The sequence below is a fragment of the Leyella lascolaii genome, from assembly GCF_900079775.1.
Classification (GTDB): domain Bacteria; phylum Bacteroidota; class Bacteroidia; order Bacteroidales; family Bacteroidaceae; genus Prevotella; species Prevotella lascolaii.
In genome coordinates this window covers 135,707-152,939 of record NZ_LT556036.1, presented here as the reverse complement: position 1 = coordinate 152,939, position 17,233 = coordinate 135,707, and the positions used below count along the sequence as shown (strand labels likewise).

Genomic DNA, 17,233 nt, shown 5'->3' with positions numbered 1-17,233 from the left:
AATGGCATCATTATATATGGAGAGGTGCATCGCGATACCCGCATCCCGTCGTCATGAAAGAACACCGGTGGCTGATTTTGTTTTAAAACAGGCAGCATTTGGCAATTAGAAAGCAAGCTTTCATTGCGCTCACCGGCACTGTCTCATGCACCCAAACAACGCTGTATTATACGCGGACTATCCAAGTAGAGACGCAAAATCTTGCGTCTCACAAGCAAGGATGCGCAATGAAAAGATGTGAGAAAATCCCTGTCGTTGCTGCGGTTTTTGCTCGGGAGACGCAAGAATGCACAATACGCTGAGTTGAAGAAGACCTGTCATTGCTGCGATTTTTACTCGGGAGACGCAAGATTTTGCGTCTCTACAGGGCAGACGCCATCATTATTTCTTATAAAATTCTACTTTTTTACGTATCTTTGTAGAAGATAAGCTGCACTCGGCAATACAAGAACAAGTTCTCATTGCACTCGATTGCGTTATCTTTGTAGAAGATAAGCTGCACTCGGCAATGTAAGAACAAGTTCTCATTGCACTCGATTGCGTTATCTTTGTAGAAGATAAGCTGCACTCGGCAATACAAAGGCTGGCATCATTATCATTGATTTGCACATATTTGTATTTCATAAAAAGCATGTCACAGGAACGCAAATACATAGCAATCGACCTGAAATCGTTCTACGCTTCAGTAGAATGTGTGGAACGCGGGCTTAATCCGCTCACGACAAATCTTGTCGTGGCGGACGTCTCGCGCACAGAAAAGACAATATGCCTTGCCGTCTCACCGTCACTGAAAAAGTACGGTATAAGCGGACGCGCAAGACTTTTCGAGGTGATAGAGCGTGTGACCCAGCTGAACAACGGACGCAGAAGACAACTTGCAGGCAGGCAATTTGCAGGGAAATCAGTATCGGAGGACGAGCTCAACTCGCATCCCGAACTCGAAGCAGACTATATTGCCGCAACGCCACGGATGGCTCTTTACGTCAAATACAGTACACGGATATACGATATATACCTGAAATATATATCAGAAAACGACATACATGTATACTCCATCGACGAGGTTTTCATGGACGTGACCGATTATCTCGGATACTACAAGATGTCCGCCCACGAGCTCGCAATGACCATAATACGTGACGTACTGAGCCAGACAGGCATCACGGCAACCGCAGGAATAGGCACAAACCTTTATCTCTGCAAAATAGCGATGGACATAGTGGCGAAACACATTCCTGCCGACAAGGACGGAGTGAGAATAGCCGAGCTCGACGAAATGACATACCGGCGCACCCTGTGGGACCATGAACCGCTCACAGACTTCTGGAGAGTGGGACGTGGAATAGCCAACAAGCTCGAAAAATACGGCATACGCACCATGGGACAGATTGCCAGATACTCAATAGACAGGGAGGAACTGTTCTACAGACTGTTCGGAGTAAATGCCGAGCTTCTCATAGACCATGCCTGGGGATGGGAACCGTGCACAATGGATATGGTAAAGAGCTACAGGTCGGAAAGCAACTCTCTGTGCACCGGACAGGTGCTTCAGTACGCATACGATTATAAAAAGGCACGCATAGTACTGATGGAAATGGCTGACGCGGCATCGCTCGACCTTCTCGACAAGCACCTTGTCACCGACCAGATTGTCCTTACCATAGGATACGACACGGCAAGCATCACCGATCCGGACATCAGGGATTCGTATCACGGAGAGATAGTGACCGACCGCTACGGACGCAAAGTGCCCAAGCACGCACACGGTACTGCCAACATAGGACGCTTCACATCATCAGCCTCCCTGATATCCGAAACAGCCACAAGACTGTATGACAGAATTGTCAACCCCCAACTGCTCATACGCCGGATCAACCTCACTACGAATCACGTTATGGACGAGAACCGTACTGACAGGAAAGCCGCTCCGGTGGAGCTTGACCTTTTCACTGACTATGAACAGCTTGAAAAGGAAAAGCGGAAAGAAGACGAAAGGCTGGAGAAAGAACGGAGAATGCAGAAGACACTGCTGAAAATAAAGAAGAAATACGGAAAGAACACCATACTGAAAGGACTGAACTTTGAGGACGGAGCCACGGCACGAATGCGCAACAATCAGATAGGAGGGCACAACGCATGACACATAAGTATGACGACATAATAAACCTGCCGCACCATGTTTCTGAAAAGCATCCACAGATGTCGATGCAGAGCCGCGCCGCACAGTTCGCTCCGTTCTCCGCATTGTCGGGTCACGGTGCCGCCATACGCGAGACGGCACGTCAGACATCACGCTTCATTGAGTATGACGACAACCATGCCGAGATGCTTGACCGGAAGATACACACGCTTCTTGAAGGGCAGTACAGACACACGACCACTGCCATAACCTACTTCAAACCTGACAAGAGAAAAGCCGGAGGCAGCTACCGGACGATACGTTCGGTAATAAATGAAATAGATACAGTAAACAAAACATTAGTTCTACCCGACGGGGAAACAATACCGTTCGAATATATATACGACATCGAGACAGGATGTCCGGATACGGAGACAGACGGGCTGACGCGGTGACAGCCATTCTCTAAAAGCCCGTCTTTTATAATTCTCATGACATATACGCCGCGCTCCGTTTCACGGAATATTCATATACACCGGCAACCAGACGGCAACCAGCAAACCGACAGGCATCATCCGACCATATGAAATGCGGCATACGCATCATTTTCCGCTCTGCTACAGACAGACAAACAACAAGGGCTGTCCGCCGGACAAAAGCCATACGGACAGCCCTCATTACCAATCTCGCGAGACCGTTTTTATCAGGTCAGGTCCACCGGAACACATTCGTGCGTCATGACATGTCATCAATCATAATCACATCGAATAGCAACCGGACGTCATGATGTGCCTGATAAACCGGTGTCCTATTATCTCTTCACATGCTTTGATGTTATCACACTGCCGTCAGGCATTGTCTTTCTCACAACATAAACGCCCTTAGACGGAGAGTCGACACGACGTCCCTGCATGTCGAACCAGTCGGTACGCACAGGCTTGACATCCGCATCAAGTCCCGACACAGACGTCCCCACCGGCTCCTTCCACCAGGTTATCTCAGAGACATTGGTCACACCACCGGCTGTATACACGCTTTGCAGACCAAGAGCATCAAGCTCGTCCTCATAGAAATAGAAACGGTGGTAGTCGTTGGCGGCAGCCGGGAAGTCGTATTGGTCGGAGAACGAATAGGCGACAAGAGACATCGGAGCTTCAAGACGTGTATATTTGTCGGGCGTGAAGGTGTATACCGAGTCCGCACCTACATACACACGGTAAGACAAACCATCAGCATCGATAGGATTGCCGTCAACATCCTTACTGTGCAGATAGAACCTTACCTCTCTGCCATAATACGGGTCATAGCCGCTGACATCATTGAACTCAGGTGCCGCAGGGACTGCCGGCTTCACTTCTATCTTAGAGTAAGACGGCATGATGTAGCTCTCCAGAAGCCGCCCGCCCTTCATGTCAGCCGCAATGATATACACATAGTCGGGCTCAGACGTGATGGTGTTTTTCTGCTCGTCGACCTTCAGCACCATTGTCTCCACCAGTCCGAGCGTCTTGCCTGCGTCAGTCTCCACAATCTTGCCGGGCAGAAGGAAGTAGTGGACGTTCCACACGTTGTCCGCTCCGACATATTGAGGCTTGACAGTAATCACTCCGTTGCTGTAGCTTCCTTTTATCCAATAGCCATTAGAAGGATTCTCCGGGTCGCTCAGATACACGTCTTCCCCGTCGAACGCCACGCTTGCCTTGGCGGTGAGACTCTCATTATAGTTTGTGCTGAAGCTCATGTTGTAAGGCACGGGAGTCACACCCTCCGGAAGCTTCACTGCCTCATACGGGTTCGGCATTATGGTAAGCTCTCCCACTGCAGAGCCTTCAAGGGATCCTCCACGGTAGACTGTGGCGAGCAGAGCCTTAGGGTCGCCGAACACCTCTCCCTCAATGCGCTGCTGGCGAAGCACCCCGTCAGTGTATGTGAAATACACGTCACCGTCTATCTCGCCGTTCTCACGCTCGTCCAGCACCCATTTCACCTTGCCGTTCTCCTCTTTTGCGACGAGACGCATGATGTATATTGTCTCTCCATAATACTCGTCATAGCCGATTGCCTGAGGCGTATGCGCAACGTAGCGACCGTCTGACGTGGGCTCAAGCTTGAGATATGAGCCTGCACGGTATCCGGGAACAGGATTGTAGATGTAGATGTTTCCGTCTGTTCCCTTTACATATGACGCCACACCGTTGTAGGTCTGCTGCCTCATCATCTGGTTCTGCTCATAAGTGTAGGCGAAGTTCTTGCCGATGACATCGGTAATGTTCTCTCCCTCCGGCTGCTCGCTGATGATTGTCGAGTAAGAGGGCCATTCGATGGCAGACTTCCTGTTCTGGGCTGAAGCCGACAGCGACACAGCCAGAATACCGAGACCAAGTAAAGTTTTTTTCATGTTGTGATTGTTTTAAAGCAAGTGAACGCACGTCTGACAGTCACTTGCCGGGGTTGTACATTAAGTTGGATAACCGCTTATGACGCACAGTAACGGAATCGTATTTCGGTCTGGCGTCATGTGTTTTACATATCTTGAATCATGCCGGAAAATATTTTTCTACAGTCTGAATACAAGCCGGCTAACGCTGATATGTTGTCACAAAGTTAGCATTTATATACATTCGACGCATCATCAAGACTGTAAAAAACAAGCCGAATGCAACGTTTTAACAATTATTATAAGCATAATGTCACTTTCAGTAAACATTATGTCGCAAAATGAACAACACACAATTAAATATCCTCACATAAGTAAGCTTACGGCTGAAGAATGCCCGTTCGCCGATACAAGTGAGCGTAATGCCGCCGGACATCACGCGGTCTTATGTCCGGCATTCACTTCAGCGCGTCAGCAAACAGCCGTTGCATGCCAAACGCGGATGCGGGACAAAAAAGCAGGACAGCAAGGAAGGAATGAATATTTATACGGTAATGACGGTAAAAAATATTGACACGGGAAATTCGCAAAACAGAAACGCAAAGACGGGAAAATACGTATATAACACGCATATATATACGACAGCCGTCGCATAGAAGCATACGGAAAGAGCGGAAAAGGCTCTCCCGCATAACTGAAACGACCGTTTCATGGCTCCGCAAAGGCTGTTCCACGACACGGAAAAGGCTGTTCGGGACATCCAAACAGCCTTTTCCGCGGCTCAGAATAAGGCTCCTGAGCACACGTGGAAATGTATATGCCTGTATGACAGCGTCTTATCTCACATCTCCAAAACTCGCGTATTTGTCGCAGCACATCATCTACATCGCCTACAGACGAGTATCTGAGAGTTGACGCCATGCCTGTAACGCATAACTATTCACCTTTCCGCATAATCATGCAAGAATGACAGGACGAGTCATTCAGCACCAAGCCCGAAACCGAACGTGTTTCTCAGTTCCTCATAAATGCGCTGCACGGGCAATCCCATAACATTGAAATAGCTGCCGCGCAGCGATGTGACACCTATATATCCTATCCATTCCTGAATGCCATAAGCTCCAGCCTTATCAAACGGACGGTAGTTTCTGACATAGTAGTCTATCTCTTCATCGCTGAGACTCTTGAACGTCACCTCACTCGTGACGGCAAAGCTGCGCTGCAGGTCATATGTGGTGAGACACACTCCCGTAGTAACCTCATGGGTGCGTCCGCCCAGCTTGCGCAGCATGCTCCTCGCCTCGTCCTCACCGGAAGACTTTCCGAGAATCTCATTACCGACAATGACAACCGTATCGGCGGTTATCACAAGCTCGCCGTCGGCTATGTCGTAAGCCGCAGCCTTCTCTTTCGCAATGTACAGCGGCACCTCGCTCAAAGGCAGTTCTGGAGGATACGACTCGTCTATCCCGCTGATGACCCTTACCTCAAAACCGATTCCCAAACCTGCGAAAAGTTCCTTTCTCCGCGGTGAGTTGCTCGACAGTATTACTTTATATTTATTCGTCTTCATTCTGTTTTCTTTTTTATTGACATACATCCGGACACGTACGCGCGCACATCACGTCACCATCCGAAAGCCTTTTCGTCAGCCATCCATTTGCCTTGGGCACGAAGCACCTGCTCGATAATGTCGCGCGCGCAGCCACACCCTCCCGCTCTACCGCTCACATAGCGGCTCACAGACTTTATGTCGGGGCATGCGTCGGAAGGACAGCAGGCACATCCCACTGTGCTCATGACCTCATAGTCGGGCACATCGTCGCCCACATATATCACCTCCTCGTCCGTAAGTCCGCTGCCGTCTCTGAACCTTTCGTAATCGCGGATCTTCACCGCACATCCCATGAAGATGTCTCTCACGCCGAGACGCTCATACCTCAACCTTACCGCCTCGGTGTTGCCGCCTGTCATTATGACTATACGCAGTCCCATCTTGCATGCCAGCTGTATGGCATAGCCGTCCTTTATGTTCACCGTACGCAACGGCTCTCCGTCGGGCGCGAGCACGACAGTCTCAGCAGACAGCACTCCATCGACATCAAAAATGACAGCTTTTATTTTACAAAGATCGTAATCAATCATGACTTGTTTCTTATTTTGTGTATCCCATCAGACATTATCCCGTAAATCTCCCTGAACTCAGGCTCATCCGAGAGCAGACTCAGATGGCGGTCAATAACGTTCCTGTCGTTGCGCACGGCAGGACCGGTCTGCGCGTCGGACGGCGTCATGGAGTGTATTTTTGAAGCCACCTCGTCTATAAGCGGATACATATATTCGAAAGGAATGCCGTGGCTCCGCATGATGTGGGAGGCGACATTGTAACAGTGATTCACGAAATTGGACGCAAACACAGCGGCAAGATGCAGATACTTGCGGTCATCGCTGCCCAGCGGAACGACGCTGTCGCTTATCTCCCGGCACATCGTCTGAAGCACGCCGCGCGTCCCGTCGTCTGACGCCTCGATGAAGCACGGAATCTTTCTGAAATCGAGTCTCGCGTCCTTGGAAAACGTCTGCATGGGATAGACAACACCGTAATGGCGCGCGTGCCCGCGGAAGATGTCTGCCGGAATGCTGCCCGCCGTATGCACGAAGATGCCTCCGTCTCGTCCGGCGCACAGTTGCGGGACAATCTGCGGCAAGGCTGAATCGCTGACAGAAAGCACATACACGTCGGAGTCAGTGTTGATATTGCCTATCTCTGTCTGCGCCTCGCATCCGAGCAATGCGGCAAGCCGGGTGGCAGACTGCATGGTGCGGCTGTACACCTGCTCTATTGTATTGCCAGCATCAGCCAGAGCCTTGCCCAAATGAGTAGCCAGATTTCCGGCGCCGATAAGTGTTATTCTCATATTCTGATTATTATGTATGTTTGTATTTTAAAACGAATCGCATCAATCATACAGCCGGAACGGCTTGCTTACCTGCCCGCAGGTTCCCCACCCCTGTTACGCTCCGCAGCCGTCATTCCGCCTCATGACTTTGCCGGTGAAGCCGTCCGCGTCTTCTATAAAAGCAGAGACTCATCCCGACAACATCAGTCCGGAAGATGGATGAAGGATGATGCCGACTCGCATTTAAGTGGCAAATTTAATCATTCTTGCCCAATAATAGATTCTGAAATTATGCTTTTTAGAAAAGATTTGTTATTTTTGCCATATGAACGGAATAAGCATACGGCTTATACAAAAGAGCGAAGAGCTGCCGGAAATGGTTTGCGACAACTTTTTCCACAGTACCGATTTTTTCCTTATAGCGGAAAAAACGCCCGGCTATGCTCCGCTCATGGCTGTTGCAGAAGACAGGAACGGAGAAGTGCACGCACACCTCCTGGCTCTCATATGCCGGCACGGAAGACTGTTTCCGCCATATCTCTACACACACGGAAGGGTTTACGGAGAGGGCGAATATGCTCCCGGCGAGGACAGAGAACTGCTTTTCAGCATGATGCTCAAGGCTGTAACGCAGAAATTCAACCACAAACTGTGCCTGTATATCGAGTTCAGCGACATTAGCAACAAGATGTTCGCGTACAGGCATTTCAGACAAAACGGATACTTCCCGATACCATGGCAGGAAATACACAACTCTCTTCACAGCCTTCCTCCGGAAAAACGCATAAGCGAGAAAGCCTTGTCCAAAATAGAGACTGCGGAAAAACACGGTGTATACACAAGAGAAGCGGAAAGCGAGGAAGAGCTGGGCGCATTCTACAAACTGCTGCGTAGCTACTTCAGATTCAAGACAAGACGCTCTATTCCCCACAGGAAGATGTTCAGCATGCTGAACTCCGAAGGCGACAGCAAGACATTCGTGACAATATACAAAAACAAGATAATAGGAGGATGCGTGTGTCTTTATTCCGGCAAAAACTCATATATGTGGTATCTGGCATCAAAACGCAAGACTTACATTCACCTCTCTCCGGCAAGCATAACGGTATGGGCTGCCATAAAATATGCTTACACACACGGGTATGAACACATTTATTTTCTTGACGCCGGACTCCCTTTCCGCAACAATCCGTTCAGAGAATTCATACTGAGTTTCGGAGGAAAGCCGGTCTCTAAATACAGATGGTTCAGGCTGCCGGTACCATACATCAACAGATTCCTGTCATGGTGCTACAATGACAAATAAACAATAAGCAAATCATAATGAAAGTTTTAAAAGAAAGAATCCTGAAAGAAGGAAGATGTTATCCCGGCGGGATACTGAAGGTTGACAAGTTCATAAACCATCAGATGGACCCAAACCTGATGAAGGATATTGCCGTGGAGTTTATAAGACGCTTTGCGTCAAGCAATGTCAACAAGATACTTACGATAGAGGCATCGGGCATCGCACCGGCAATAATGATGGGTTTTCTACTCAATCTTCCCGTTGTCTTTGCAAAAAAGAAGAAACCCAACACGATGGAGAACATGCTGTCGACAACTGTGTCGTCGTTCACCAAACAAAGACAATACAACGTCATCATAAGCAGGGAATATCTGAACGAAAACGACAGGGTGCTTTTCATCGACGATTTCCTCGCCTACGGCAATGCTGCCAAAGGCATCATGGAACTCGTCGAGCAGTCGGGCGCGGAACTCGTCGGAATGGGTTTCATAATTGAAAAAGCATTCCAGGACGGCGGCAGATATCTCAGAGAGAAAGGAATACATGTGGAATCGCTCGCCATAATAGAGTCGCTGGACAACTGCCAGATAAAGCTTAAAGAAGAATAAATACCCGACAGACTCACCGCCGTATCGCCGGAGCGACATTCCGGCGTTATGACGGAATGAGTGTTCAGAAATCAACGCAGCAGAACATTAACCTTATTTAACCACAAAAAGTCATGCAAAACACCGTCAAATCCGGATTATTTTTGTACCTTTGCAAGGTTTTAAAGGCATCTTTTATTAGTAAGCTGAATATCAGGCAGTTAGAATTAATGTATTCAGGATGAGACAACTAAAGATTCAGAAAAGTATCACAAACCGTTCGAGTGAAGCATTGGACAAATATCTTGTGGAAATCGGACGCGCTCCTCTAATCTCTATCGACGAAGAAATTGAGCTCGCACAAAAGATCAAGAAAGGTGGTCCGGAAGGCGAGAAAGCCAAAGACAAGCTTGTCACGGCAAACCTGCGCTTTGTCGTATCCGTTGCCAAACAGTACCAGCATCAAGGACTTACACTGACAGACCTTATCGATGAGGGGAATATCGGATTGATTAAAGCTGCTCAAAAATTCGATGAGACAAGAGGATTCAAATTTATTTCATACGCTGTATGGTGGATAAGACAGAGCATCTTACAGGCAATAGCCGAACAGAGCCGCATTGTAAGACTGCCGTTGAATCAGGTTGGTTCACTCAACAAAATAAACCATGAGATAAACAAATTCGAGCAGGAAAACCAAAGACATCCGTCCGTGTCGGAGCTTTCAGACGCAACAAACATTGACGAGGAAAAGATCGGACAAAGTCTTATGGCTGACGGACACCACGTAAGTATTGACGCGCCGTTTCAGGACGGTGAGGACAACTGCATGCTTGACGTAATGGCAAGCGGTGACGACAGCCGGACAGACAGACAGGTGGATCACGAGTCAATGGCACTCGAGCTGAACTCCGTACTCAACAAGGTATTGAAAGACCGCGAGATTACAATCATACGCGAATGCTTCGGTATCGGATGTCATGAAAAAGGTCTCGAAGAGATAGGTGACCAGCTTGGTCTTACTCGCGAACGCGTAAGGCAAATAAGAGAGAAAAGTATCGCAAAGCTGCGCGACAGCGGCAATGCGAAAATATTGATGAAATATCTCGGATAATATGTTTCCGCAAACACAACACGGGAATAAGTGACATTAAATCCGAAAGAAAACAGTTTATACCTCGACAAGCATTGTCTTTGTCGAGGTTTTTTCATTAAACAGGCTGCGTCCGGAAATCTGAAAGAAAGCTTTCATCGCACTCGCTGGCACTGTTTATCTAAAAGAACAGACAGACCAATATATCTTTTTTAAATTATTATTATGGTGCACATATAAAGCGGACTGTCCCCTATAATAAAATAGAAATATCTTATTGCCATCACCGGTACCGTTTTTATAGTCCATAAATGACACTTTTCTTATTTATTGTCAAGCTACAGCTTGCTTCACAGACAGCATAAATGAGATTATTGCAAGAGAGTTGGGGACAACCGTTTATTTTGCGCATCCATACTCTTCACGGGAAAAGAGAGCTATAGAAAACGTGAATGGACTTATCAGACAATATATATCAAAGAAACCGGTTTCAAGAGAATATCCAAGGTGATGGTTAAACATATTATAGAGAAACCAAATAACAGACCAAGGAAAAAGAATCTGTTTACAAAGTCTAAAGATATTATCAAGAAAAGAATGATGTGATTTTGTACTTGCTTATGGAATCCGTCCTGGCGGCGGATTACGTTAAAGAACTTTAAATTATAACGCAAAACAACCGTAATAATCAAAAAAACAATACTTTTGCAGGCGATTACGAAGGAAAGGTGCTCGAGTGGCTGAAGAGGCACGCCTGGAAAGCGTGTGTGCGTCAAAAGCGTACCGGGGGTTCGAATCCCCCTCTTTCCGCATCAAAAATATACCCTTGTATGAGAACAATGATTGCACGTTTTGCAATAGCTTTTATATCCGTATTCTTTTTCAATGCCGTTTGTTCCGCATCATCACCCGACAGTGTTTCCGTAAAAAACATTCCTGCGGCATCAGACGTCATCAGTCCAGACATGTCAGACGAGTTGCAAGACGAGTCAGACAGCGCGTTTCTCGCATCCACAATAGGGTCTGCCGGGAAACAGAGTTTACAAAAAGTCCTGAAGACGAAGTTCATCGAGGGTGACGCCGCCTTCATGTCGCTTGTGGCACTTGTACTTGTCATCGGTCTTGCTTTCTGCATAGAGCGGATCATATATCTAAGTCTGTCGGAGATAAACGCAAAGAAATTCATGGCAGATTTGAGCGACAAGGTAGAGGCAGGCGATATCGACGGAGCGAAAAACCAGTGTCGCGAGACGCGCGGTCCGGTGGCTTCCATCTGCTATCAAGGTCTGTTGCGCATTGACGAATCCATTGAAAACGTGGAACGTTCGGTAGCTTCATACGGTTCGGTGCAGTCGGCAAATCTCGAGAAAGGATGCTCATGGATAACCATGTTCATTGTAATGGCTCCGTCGCTCGGGTTTCTCGGTACGGTCATAGGCATCGTAATGGCTTTCGGAGACATACAGCAGGCAGGTGACATAAGTGCCACAGCAGTTGCCGCCGGAATGAAGGTTGCGCTCATAACAACCATCTTCGGTATAATCGTCGCATTGATTCTGCAACTTTTCTATACCTATGTCATTTCAAAAATAGACCATATCGTGTCCCAGATGGAAGAGAGTGCCATAACCCTTCTTGATGCCATCGCCAAATACAAATTGAGGAAATGAAACATCCAAACCTGCGACACTATTCCACGGAAAAAATATCCCACAGGGTTCTCTATGCCCTCACAGCCGTGACAGCGGTTGTGTTCTGTCTTTTCTACTTCGTTGACTTCGACCACCCGTTCTACGACAACCCTGAATACAATGCGCCTAAGTTCACCGGATTACTCATCGGTTTCATCGTTTTCTTCGTGGCTGCTTCTGTCCTGACAGGGTTTGTAGCACTGGCTGTAAGCATACGCAAGAACGGCAGAGCGGGCGATGTTGTGAACGGAATACACACGGCTCGCATCACTTCAGCGATTGTGGCGTTCACCGCACTGCTTCTTATCATTACATTTGTTTTAGGTTCTGACGCCTCCATATACATCAACGGAGAGAAATATCAGGATGCTTTCTGGCTCAAAACAGCCGACATGTTTGTCAGCTCTATCATAATAATGCTATCTCTGGCGGTGGCAGCTGTCGTTTACGGTACAACCCGTTATTTCAGAAAAAAGGACAATAAATGCTGATAAAGAGAAAGAAACATACTGTCCCGACGCTTGATGCCACCTCAACAGCCGATATATCCTTCATGCTGCTGACGTTCTTTCTTGTCACCACTTCAATGGATTCGGACAAAGGACTCATACGTCAGCTTCCTCCCGCAGACACCAAGGAAAATACAGAGACGCCCACTGTGGCAAGAGAGAATCTGATGATGTTCAAGATAACATCGTCCGACCAGATACTGCTTAACGACACCGTGGTGTCGACAACAAACCTCCGTAATGACATAAGCGAGTTCATAAAGGCGCGCGGTGACAAACATTCGATTGCCATCGACGCTGCCCCCTCCTCATCATATGAGACATACTTCAGACTTCAGAACGAGATAGCCGCAGCCTATGGAATGGTGCGCGACGACGTGGCACGCAGGAATTTCAGCCGCAGTTACAGGCAATGCGATGAAGACGAGCGCGAGTATGTGAGGAACAAGTGCCGGGAACGCATTGTCGAGATATATGACCAGGAAGGAGGAATGCAACATGCAGATTAGACGGCACCGCAGACCCGAGGTACCGACGCTCAACACCGCGTCGCTGCCCGACCTCATATTCACCGTCCTTTTCTTCTTCATGATGGTCACACACATGCGTAACGTCACGCCAAAGGTGCAATATCACGTTCCGGAGGGAAAAGAACTGACACGCCTCTCAAAGAAAAACATAATCTACTATATATATATAGGTGTGCCGACACAGCCCGCCAACGTCCCGCGACAAGAACACAAAACCCTCATACAGCTCAACAACAAGTATGTGACCCCTACGGACATCACGGACTATATGACATTTGAGATGGCTTCAATGATACCTTCCGAGCGCGACCGCGTTATGGTATCGATAAAGGCAGACCGCTCAACGCACATGCGTATTATAAGCGATGTGCGTCAGGCACTGCGTCAGGCGGGAGTGCGCAGAATAAGTCTGTCGGCGACAGGCGTTAATGATAAATTAATACAAAAATGATGTGAATCTGTTGTTTTATTCATCATTTTATCATACCTTTGCGTAAAACATAAATTATAATGGCATATCACAGTTTAGATTTATTGGATAAGAAGATTCTGAAACTAATTGCCGAAGACGCCCGCATACCGTTTCTTGAAGTAGCAAGAGTATGCAACGTCAGCGGTGCGGCAATACATCAGCGCATTCAGAAACTGACAAGCATTGGCATCCTGAAAGGCTCACAGTTCATCATAGACCCGGAAATGATAGGTTACGACACTTGTGCCTACATCGGATTGTGTCTTAAAAATCCCGAAAGATTCAGTGAAGTGGTTGACGAACTGAGGAAAATACCCGAAGTAGTGGAGTGTCATTACACCACGGGAGCCTTCGACATGTTCATAAAGATATACGCTTTCAACAACCATCATCTGCTTGACATAATCCACGACAAGCTCCAACCTCTCGGTCTGGCACGCAGCGAGACACTGATATCATTCAATGCCGCAATCAGCCGACAGGTACCCATATCCGACATTCTCGTGTCAAAGGACGACGAGAAAGCATGATTCAGTACAATATTGTTTGATATTTTCATAAACAGTCCGGTGACAGGTGGTATTCATTATCTATACTACCCGTTGCCGGATTGTTTTCTTATATTCTCTCGTAATCGGAAAAAGAAAATTCAAACTGATGTTTCGCGTCTTTTGAATGACTCTCTCTGTTTACGAGAGTCCAGTCTGAATAGTCTGGGAAAAACACATCTGCTTCCTGCGGTGTGTCCTCTATCTCAGTGAGAAGAAGCCTGTCGGCATATTTCATAGCCTGTGCGTAGACACTCGCGCCCCCTATTATGAAGACGTCCTCATCCTCATTGCAGTGTCGCAAAGCATCCTCCAGCGAAGCAAACCGCTCGCATCCTGGAAAATCACCTGTACTGCGGCTCAACACCACATTGCGTCTGTGAGGCAGCGCGCCTTTCGGCAAAGACTCGAATGTGCGGCGTCCCATGATTATGGTATGTCCTGTAGTGAGAGCCTTGAAACGTTTAAGGTCGTCAGGCAACCAGTAAAGCAGTTTGTTGTTATAGCCTATGGCACGGTTGCGCGCCACGGCAGCGATTATGTTTATGCTCATTGTCCGGTATATACATTAGTTTATATCACACGCTCACCTTTGCGCTTATATGCTCCCACGGGTCATATCCTTCCAGGGAGAAGTCCTCATATCTGAAGTCGAACAGGTTTTTCACATCCTTGTTAAGAATCATTCTCGGCAGCTGTCGTGGCGTGCGCGTGAGCTGCAGACGCGCCTGCTCGAGATGGTTCAGATACAGATGTGTGTCTCCGGTAGTGTGTATGAAGTCACCAGCTTTCAGTCCGGTAACCTGTGCCATCATCATAAGCAGAAGTGCATATGAGGCAATGTTGAACGGCACACCGAGGAATGTGTCGGCAGAACGCTGGTACAGTTGCAGTGAAAGCCGTCCGTCTGCCACATAAAACTGGAACAGACAATGGCACGGTGGCAACGCCATGCTGTCGACCTCAGCCGGATTCCACGCGCTGACAATCATACGCCGCGAGTCAGGATGATGCTTTATCAGGTCTATCACGTTGCCTATCTGATCTATCGTACCTCCGTCGTAGTCGGGCCACGAACGCCACTGATGTCCGTACACCGGTCCGAGGTCACCGTTCTCATCAGCCCATTCGTTCCAGATTCTCACCCCATGCTCCTGAAGATACCTCACGTTTGTGTCGCCTTTGAGAAACCACAGAAGTTCGTATATTATCGACTTCAGATGCAGTTTCTTTGTCGTGAGCAGCGGGAAACCGTCTTCCATATTGAATCTCATCTGGTGACCGAACACGCTAAGCGTTCCCGTTCCCGTGCGGTCAGCCTTTTTTATGCCCTCCGTCATTATACGGTTGAGCAAGTCAAGATATTGTTTCATTTTTCTTGTGAATAAACTCTTTTTGTTCAGGAATGTGCCGGCTTTTAATCTTCCATTCCTGCGGATACAGATTGTTGACGCGGTTGCCGATGTTCTTGCCGAACCCTATAGGAGTGTCTTTGTATGTGAAGAGCACAAAACCCTTGGGAGTACCGTCAGGCACTGCCACCGTCTCCTTGCGCAGATATCCGATTGCCTGTGCATAGTCTAAGTCCACACAGGCGAAGCGGCTGCGGTCGAGCAGCGCCGATAAAGCCAGCGACTGGTCAGGAACAATGTCCTTTCCCTTGCGTGTACCGATGGTCACTCCGGCGTGCATGACATTGAGGCAACCCACAATAGAGTCATAGACATCAGCCCATCTTTTCGGGACAGCCACCACGGTGTCGCCCTTTTCCCTTGTCTCAAAACCGTCGCTTCCGACGAGAGGCAGGCTTACGGGCATGGCAGACTTCCTGTTCCGCTTCCTGACGCCAGCAGTCCTTAACGGTGTGGAGGCATCCCCATGTTTCCTCAAAACGGTCATGAAGAGTCCCTCACCCTCACTTGTCCCGGGCAGGAAACGGTAAGACGGGTTACTGCCTGCCAGTGCTCCCGTGACATGCCATTCCGGACTGACGGCTATCTCCACAAAGTCCGCCCCCAGTTCTCCGGCTATCCACGCCGCGTTCTCCTCGTTCTCATGAGCGTTGAACGTGCATGTGGAATATATCATGAGTCCTCCAGGTTTCAGGCAAGACCATATGTCGCCGACTATCTCACGTTGCAGACGGCGGCAGTTCTCCACATTCTGAACGTTCCATCCGGCTATCGCGTCCACGTCTTTGCGGAACATGCCCTCCCCGGAACAGGGTACATCGGCAAGTATAACGTCAAACATAAGCCCTGACTTCCTGAAATCACGCGGATAGTTGTTGGTCACAATGACATCAGGATGACCGAATTTCTGCATATTCTCACTAAGGACATTAGCTCTTGTCCTTATCGGTTCGTTGGCTATGAGCAGGCTGCCTTCCGGAAGAAACGTACGGCACACCGTGGATTTCCCGCCCGGTGCGGCGCACAGGTCGAGCATCGTCACACCGTGGCTCACCGTCTGCCGCAGCACATGAGCCACGAACATGGACGCAGCCTCCTGCACATAGTATGTTCCCGCATGCAGCAAGGGGTCGAACGTGAAGTTTGGTCTCCCGTCGAGATACATCCCCGTAGGACACCACGCCACATCCTTTCTCTTTCCGCTTATTGCAGTGTTGGCAATGTCACACTTCATCGGATTGAGCCTTATACTGACAGGCGGCTCGGCTTTCAGACCCTCCATGAGTGTCTCAAAGCGTTCATCTCCCATCAGCTCTTTTGTATATTTTACGAATTCTTCGGGCAGTGTCATGACCATTGTCGTAATTTATATGCAAATGTAACAAATATATTTCACAATCGGTGCATTATCTTCCGTAGGATTGCGATGCAGTGATGTTTTACGCGAAACAGGCGTACGAATCGTCGACATATACAAAAGACGCGTTAAAAAGCTTATTAATCCGACAAACTAAGTTAAAATGCAACAATCACACACAATGCGTATCAAATATATTATTACATTTGTCGAACATTGGTTTATTAACACACCACGATGAAATTCCATAATCGAGAAGAATAAGGAAAAACCTTATTATATACACACATAAGCCGATTGGAATACTGTATGGTGCAATTTACATAAATAAAGAATTTGAAATCATGCCT

Annotated in this window: 18 protein-coding genes, 1 tRNA gene and 1 pseudogene; 13 read left to right on the top strand and 7 right to left on the bottom strand. The window is 48.0% G+C overall.

What is annotated here, in order from left to right:
• The first annotated feature begins 631 nt into the window (after positions 1–631).
• A complete protein-coding gene (locus tag BN4609_RS03780) occupies positions 632–2,140 on the top strand; it encodes a Y-family DNA polymerase (RefSeq protein WP_068855629.1) in 1,509 nt (502 codons plus the stop codon).
• Positions 2,137–2,574 (top strand): hypothetical protein, encoded by a 438-nt coding sequence (locus BN4609_RS03775; RefSeq protein ID WP_068855348.1) that lies wholly within the window; start codon positions 2,137–2,139, stop codon positions 2,572–2,574. Before BN4609_RS03780 ends, BN4609_RS03775 begins: the two co-directional genes overlap by 4 nt.
• Positions 2,575–2,930: 356 nt before the next feature.
• Here BN4609_RS03775 and BN4609_RS03770 read toward each other — a convergent pair whose 3' ends face one another.
• Entirely contained in the window at positions 2,931–4,517 is a 1,587-nt protein-coding gene (locus tag BN4609_RS03770) for a hypothetical protein (protein ID WP_068855347.1), read from the bottom strand.
• Positions 4,518–4,827: 310 nt separating this feature from the next.
• Between BN4609_RS03770 and BN4609_RS16410 the strand changes: the two genes are divergently transcribed.
• Positions 4,828–5,070: a hypothetical protein gene (locus tag BN4609_RS16410; RefSeq protein WP_164071565.1), complete on the top strand. Its 243-nt coding sequence runs from the start codon at positions 4,828–4,830 to the stop codon at positions 5,068–5,070.
• Positions 5,071–5,475: 405 nt separating this feature from the next.
• Here BN4609_RS16410 and BN4609_RS03760 read toward each other — a convergent pair whose 3' ends face one another.
• Genes BN4609_RS03760 through BN4609_RS03750 form a run of 3 tightly spaced genes read right to left on the bottom strand, consistent with a single transcriptional unit; the run spans position 5,476 to position 7,414 of the window.
• Positions 5,476–6,069 (bottom strand): Maf-like protein, encoded by a 594-nt coding sequence (locus BN4609_RS03760; RefSeq protein WP_068855345.1) that lies wholly within the window; start codon positions 6,067–6,069, stop codon positions 5,476–5,478.
• Positions 6,070–6,122: 53 nt separating this feature from the next.
• On the bottom strand, positions 6,123–6,641 hold the full coding sequence (locus tag BN4609_RS03755) for a KdsC family phosphatase (RefSeq protein ID WP_068855344.1): 519 nt from the start codon (positions 6,639–6,641) through the stop codon (positions 6,123–6,125).
• Entirely contained in the window at positions 6,638–7,414 is a 777-nt protein-coding gene (locus tag BN4609_RS03750) for a Rossmann-like and DUF2520 domain-containing protein (RefSeq protein WP_068855343.1), read from the bottom strand. The genes BN4609_RS03755 and BN4609_RS03750 overlap by 4 nt, the downstream gene beginning before the upstream one ends.
• Before the next feature lie 307 nt (positions 7,415–7,721).
• Here BN4609_RS03750 and BN4609_RS03745 point away from each other — a divergent pair, with 307 nt between their 5' ends.
• The 10 genes and pseudogenes from BN4609_RS03745 to BN4609_RS03705 all read left to right on the top strand — a co-directional run bounded on the left by BN4609_RS03745 (position 7,722) and on the right by BN4609_RS03705 (position 14,096).
• The gene (locus BN4609_RS03745) at positions 7,722–8,702 is read left to right on the top strand and encodes a GNAT family N-acetyltransferase (protein WP_068855342.1); all 981 of its coding nucleotides are present in this window, start codon (positions 7,722–7,724) and stop codon (positions 8,700–8,702) included.
• A 17-nt stretch (positions 8,703–8,719) separates the two neighbouring features.
• Positions 8,720–9,292, top strand: coding sequence for a xanthine phosphoribosyltransferase (xpt, locus tag BN4609_RS03740; protein ID WP_021994448.1), 573 nt, complete (start codon positions 8,720–8,722; stop codon positions 9,290–9,292).
• 220 nt (positions 9,293–9,512) lie between these two features.
• Positions 9,513–10,385 carry a sigma-70 family RNA polymerase sigma factor gene (locus tag BN4609_RS03735; RefSeq protein ID WP_021994447.1) on the top strand — a complete coding sequence of 291 codons (873 nt, stop codon included), beginning with the start codon at positions 9,513–9,515 and terminating at the stop codon, positions 10,383–10,385.
• A gap of 343 nt (positions 10,386–10,728) precedes the next feature.
• Positions 10,729–10,970: pseudogene (locus BN4609_RS17295) on the top strand (IS30 family transposase); the annotation flags it as partial.
• A 116-nt stretch (positions 10,971–11,086) separates the two neighbouring features.
• Positions 11,087–11,174, top strand: a tRNA-Ser gene (locus BN4609_RS03730).
• A gap of 20 nt (positions 11,175–11,194) precedes the next feature.
• A complete protein-coding gene (locus tag BN4609_RS03725; protein ID WP_021994445.1) occupies positions 11,195–12,034 on the top strand; it encodes a MotA/TolQ/ExbB proton channel family protein in 840 nt (279 codons plus the stop codon).
• Positions 12,031–12,546: a hypothetical protein gene (locus BN4609_RS03720; protein WP_068855341.1), complete on the top strand. Its 516-nt coding sequence runs from the start codon at positions 12,031–12,033 to the stop codon at positions 12,544–12,546. Before BN4609_RS03725 ends, BN4609_RS03720 begins: the two co-directional genes overlap by 4 nt.
• Entirely contained in the window at positions 12,540–13,073 is a 534-nt protein-coding gene (locus BN4609_RS03715) for an ExbD/TolR family protein (protein ID WP_068855340.1), read from the top strand. The genes BN4609_RS03720 and BN4609_RS03715 overlap by 7 nt, the downstream gene beginning before the upstream one ends.
• A complete protein-coding gene (locus tag BN4609_RS03710) occupies positions 13,063–13,545 on the top strand; it encodes an ExbD/TolR family protein (protein ID WP_068855339.1) in 483 nt (160 codons plus the stop codon). Before BN4609_RS03715 ends, BN4609_RS03710 begins: the two co-directional genes overlap by 11 nt.
• A 59-nt stretch (positions 13,546–13,604) precedes the next feature.
• Positions 13,605–14,096 (top strand): Lrp/AsnC family transcriptional regulator, encoded by a 492-nt coding sequence (locus BN4609_RS03705; protein ID WP_068855338.1) that lies wholly within the window; start codon positions 13,605–13,607, stop codon positions 14,094–14,096.
• Positions 14,097–14,184: 88 nt separating this feature from the next.
• Here BN4609_RS03705 and BN4609_RS03700 read toward each other — a convergent pair whose 3' ends face one another.
• Genes BN4609_RS03700 through BN4609_RS03690 form a run of 3 tightly spaced genes read right to left on the bottom strand, consistent with a single transcriptional unit; the run spans position 14,185 to position 16,877 of the window.
• Positions 14,185–14,667, bottom strand: coding sequence for a dihydrofolate reductase (locus BN4609_RS03700; protein WP_068855337.1), 483 nt, complete (start codon positions 14,665–14,667; stop codon positions 14,185–14,187).
• A gap of 25 nt (positions 14,668–14,692) precedes the next feature.
• Positions 14,693–15,487 (bottom strand): thymidylate synthase, encoded by a 795-nt coding sequence (locus tag BN4609_RS03695; protein ID WP_068855336.1) that lies wholly within the window; start codon positions 15,485–15,487, stop codon positions 14,693–14,695.
• A complete protein-coding gene (locus BN4609_RS03690; RefSeq protein WP_068855628.1) occupies positions 15,471–16,877 on the bottom strand; it encodes a methyltransferase RsmF C-terminal domain-like protein in 1,407 nt (468 codons plus the stop codon). The genes BN4609_RS03695 and BN4609_RS03690 overlap by 17 nt, the downstream gene beginning before the upstream one ends.
• Positions 16,878–17,233 lie beyond the last annotated feature (356 nt).

What these genes read in the sequence shown, in the direction of transcription:
- BN4609_RS03780 (WP_068855629.1), top strand. Translation starts at nt 632, where the DNA reads ATGTCACAGGAACGCAAATACATAGCAATCGACCTGAAATCGTTCTAC.
- BN4609_RS03775 (WP_068855348.1), top strand. Translation starts at nt 2,137, where the DNA reads ATGACACATAAGTATGACGACATAATAAACCTGCCGCACCATGTTTCT.
- BN4609_RS03770 (WP_068855347.1), bottom strand. Translation starts at nt 4,517, where the DNA reads ATGAAAAAAACTTTACTTGGTCTCGGTATTCTGGCTGTGTCGCTGTCG.
- BN4609_RS16410 (WP_164071565.1), top strand. Translation starts at nt 4,828, where the DNA reads ATGTCGCAAAATGAACAACACACAATTAAATATCCTCACATAAGTAAG.
- BN4609_RS03760 (WP_068855345.1), bottom strand. Translation starts at nt 6,069, where the DNA reads ATGAAGACGAATAAATATAAAGTAATACTGTCGAGCAACTCACCGCGG.
- BN4609_RS03755 (WP_068855344.1), bottom strand. Translation starts at nt 6,641, where the DNA reads ATGATTGATTACGATCTTTGTAAAATAAAAGCTGTCATTTTTGATGTC.
- BN4609_RS03750 (WP_068855343.1), bottom strand. Translation starts at nt 7,414, where the DNA reads ATGAGAATAACACTTATCGGCGCCGGAAATCTGGCTACTCATTTGGGC.
- BN4609_RS03745 (WP_068855342.1), top strand. Translation starts at nt 7,722, where the DNA reads ATGAACGGAATAAGCATACGGCTTATACAAAAGAGCGAAGAGCTGCCG.
- xpt (WP_021994448.1), top strand. Translation starts at nt 8,720, where the DNA reads ATGAAAGTTTTAAAAGAAAGAATCCTGAAAGAAGGAAGATGTTATCCC.
- BN4609_RS03735 (WP_021994447.1), top strand. Translation starts at nt 9,513, where the DNA reads ATGAGACAACTAAAGATTCAGAAAAGTATCACAAACCGTTCGAGTGAA.
- BN4609_RS03725 (WP_021994445.1), top strand. Translation starts at nt 11,195, where the DNA reads ATGAGAACAATGATTGCACGTTTTGCAATAGCTTTTATATCCGTATTC.
- BN4609_RS03720 (WP_068855341.1), top strand. Translation starts at nt 12,031, where the DNA reads ATGAAACATCCAAACCTGCGACACTATTCCACGGAAAAAATATCCCAC.
- BN4609_RS03715 (WP_068855340.1), top strand. Translation starts at nt 12,540, where the DNA reads ATGCTGATAAAGAGAAAGAAACATACTGTCCCGACGCTTGATGCCACC.
- BN4609_RS03710 (WP_068855339.1), top strand. Translation starts at nt 13,063, where the DNA reads ATGCAGATTAGACGGCACCGCAGACCCGAGGTACCGACGCTCAACACC.
- BN4609_RS03705 (WP_068855338.1), top strand. Translation starts at nt 13,605, where the DNA reads ATGGCATATCACAGTTTAGATTTATTGGATAAGAAGATTCTGAAACTA.
- BN4609_RS03700 (WP_068855337.1), bottom strand. Translation starts at nt 14,667, where the DNA reads ATGAGCATAAACATAATCGCTGCCGTGGCGCGCAACCGTGCCATAGGC.
- BN4609_RS03695 (WP_068855336.1), bottom strand. Translation starts at nt 15,487, where the DNA reads ATGAAACAATATCTTGACTTGCTCAACCGTATAATGACGGAGGGCATA.
- BN4609_RS03690 (WP_068855628.1), bottom strand. Translation starts at nt 16,877, where the DNA reads ATGACACTGCCCGAAGAATTCGTAAAATATACAAAAGAGCTGATGGGA.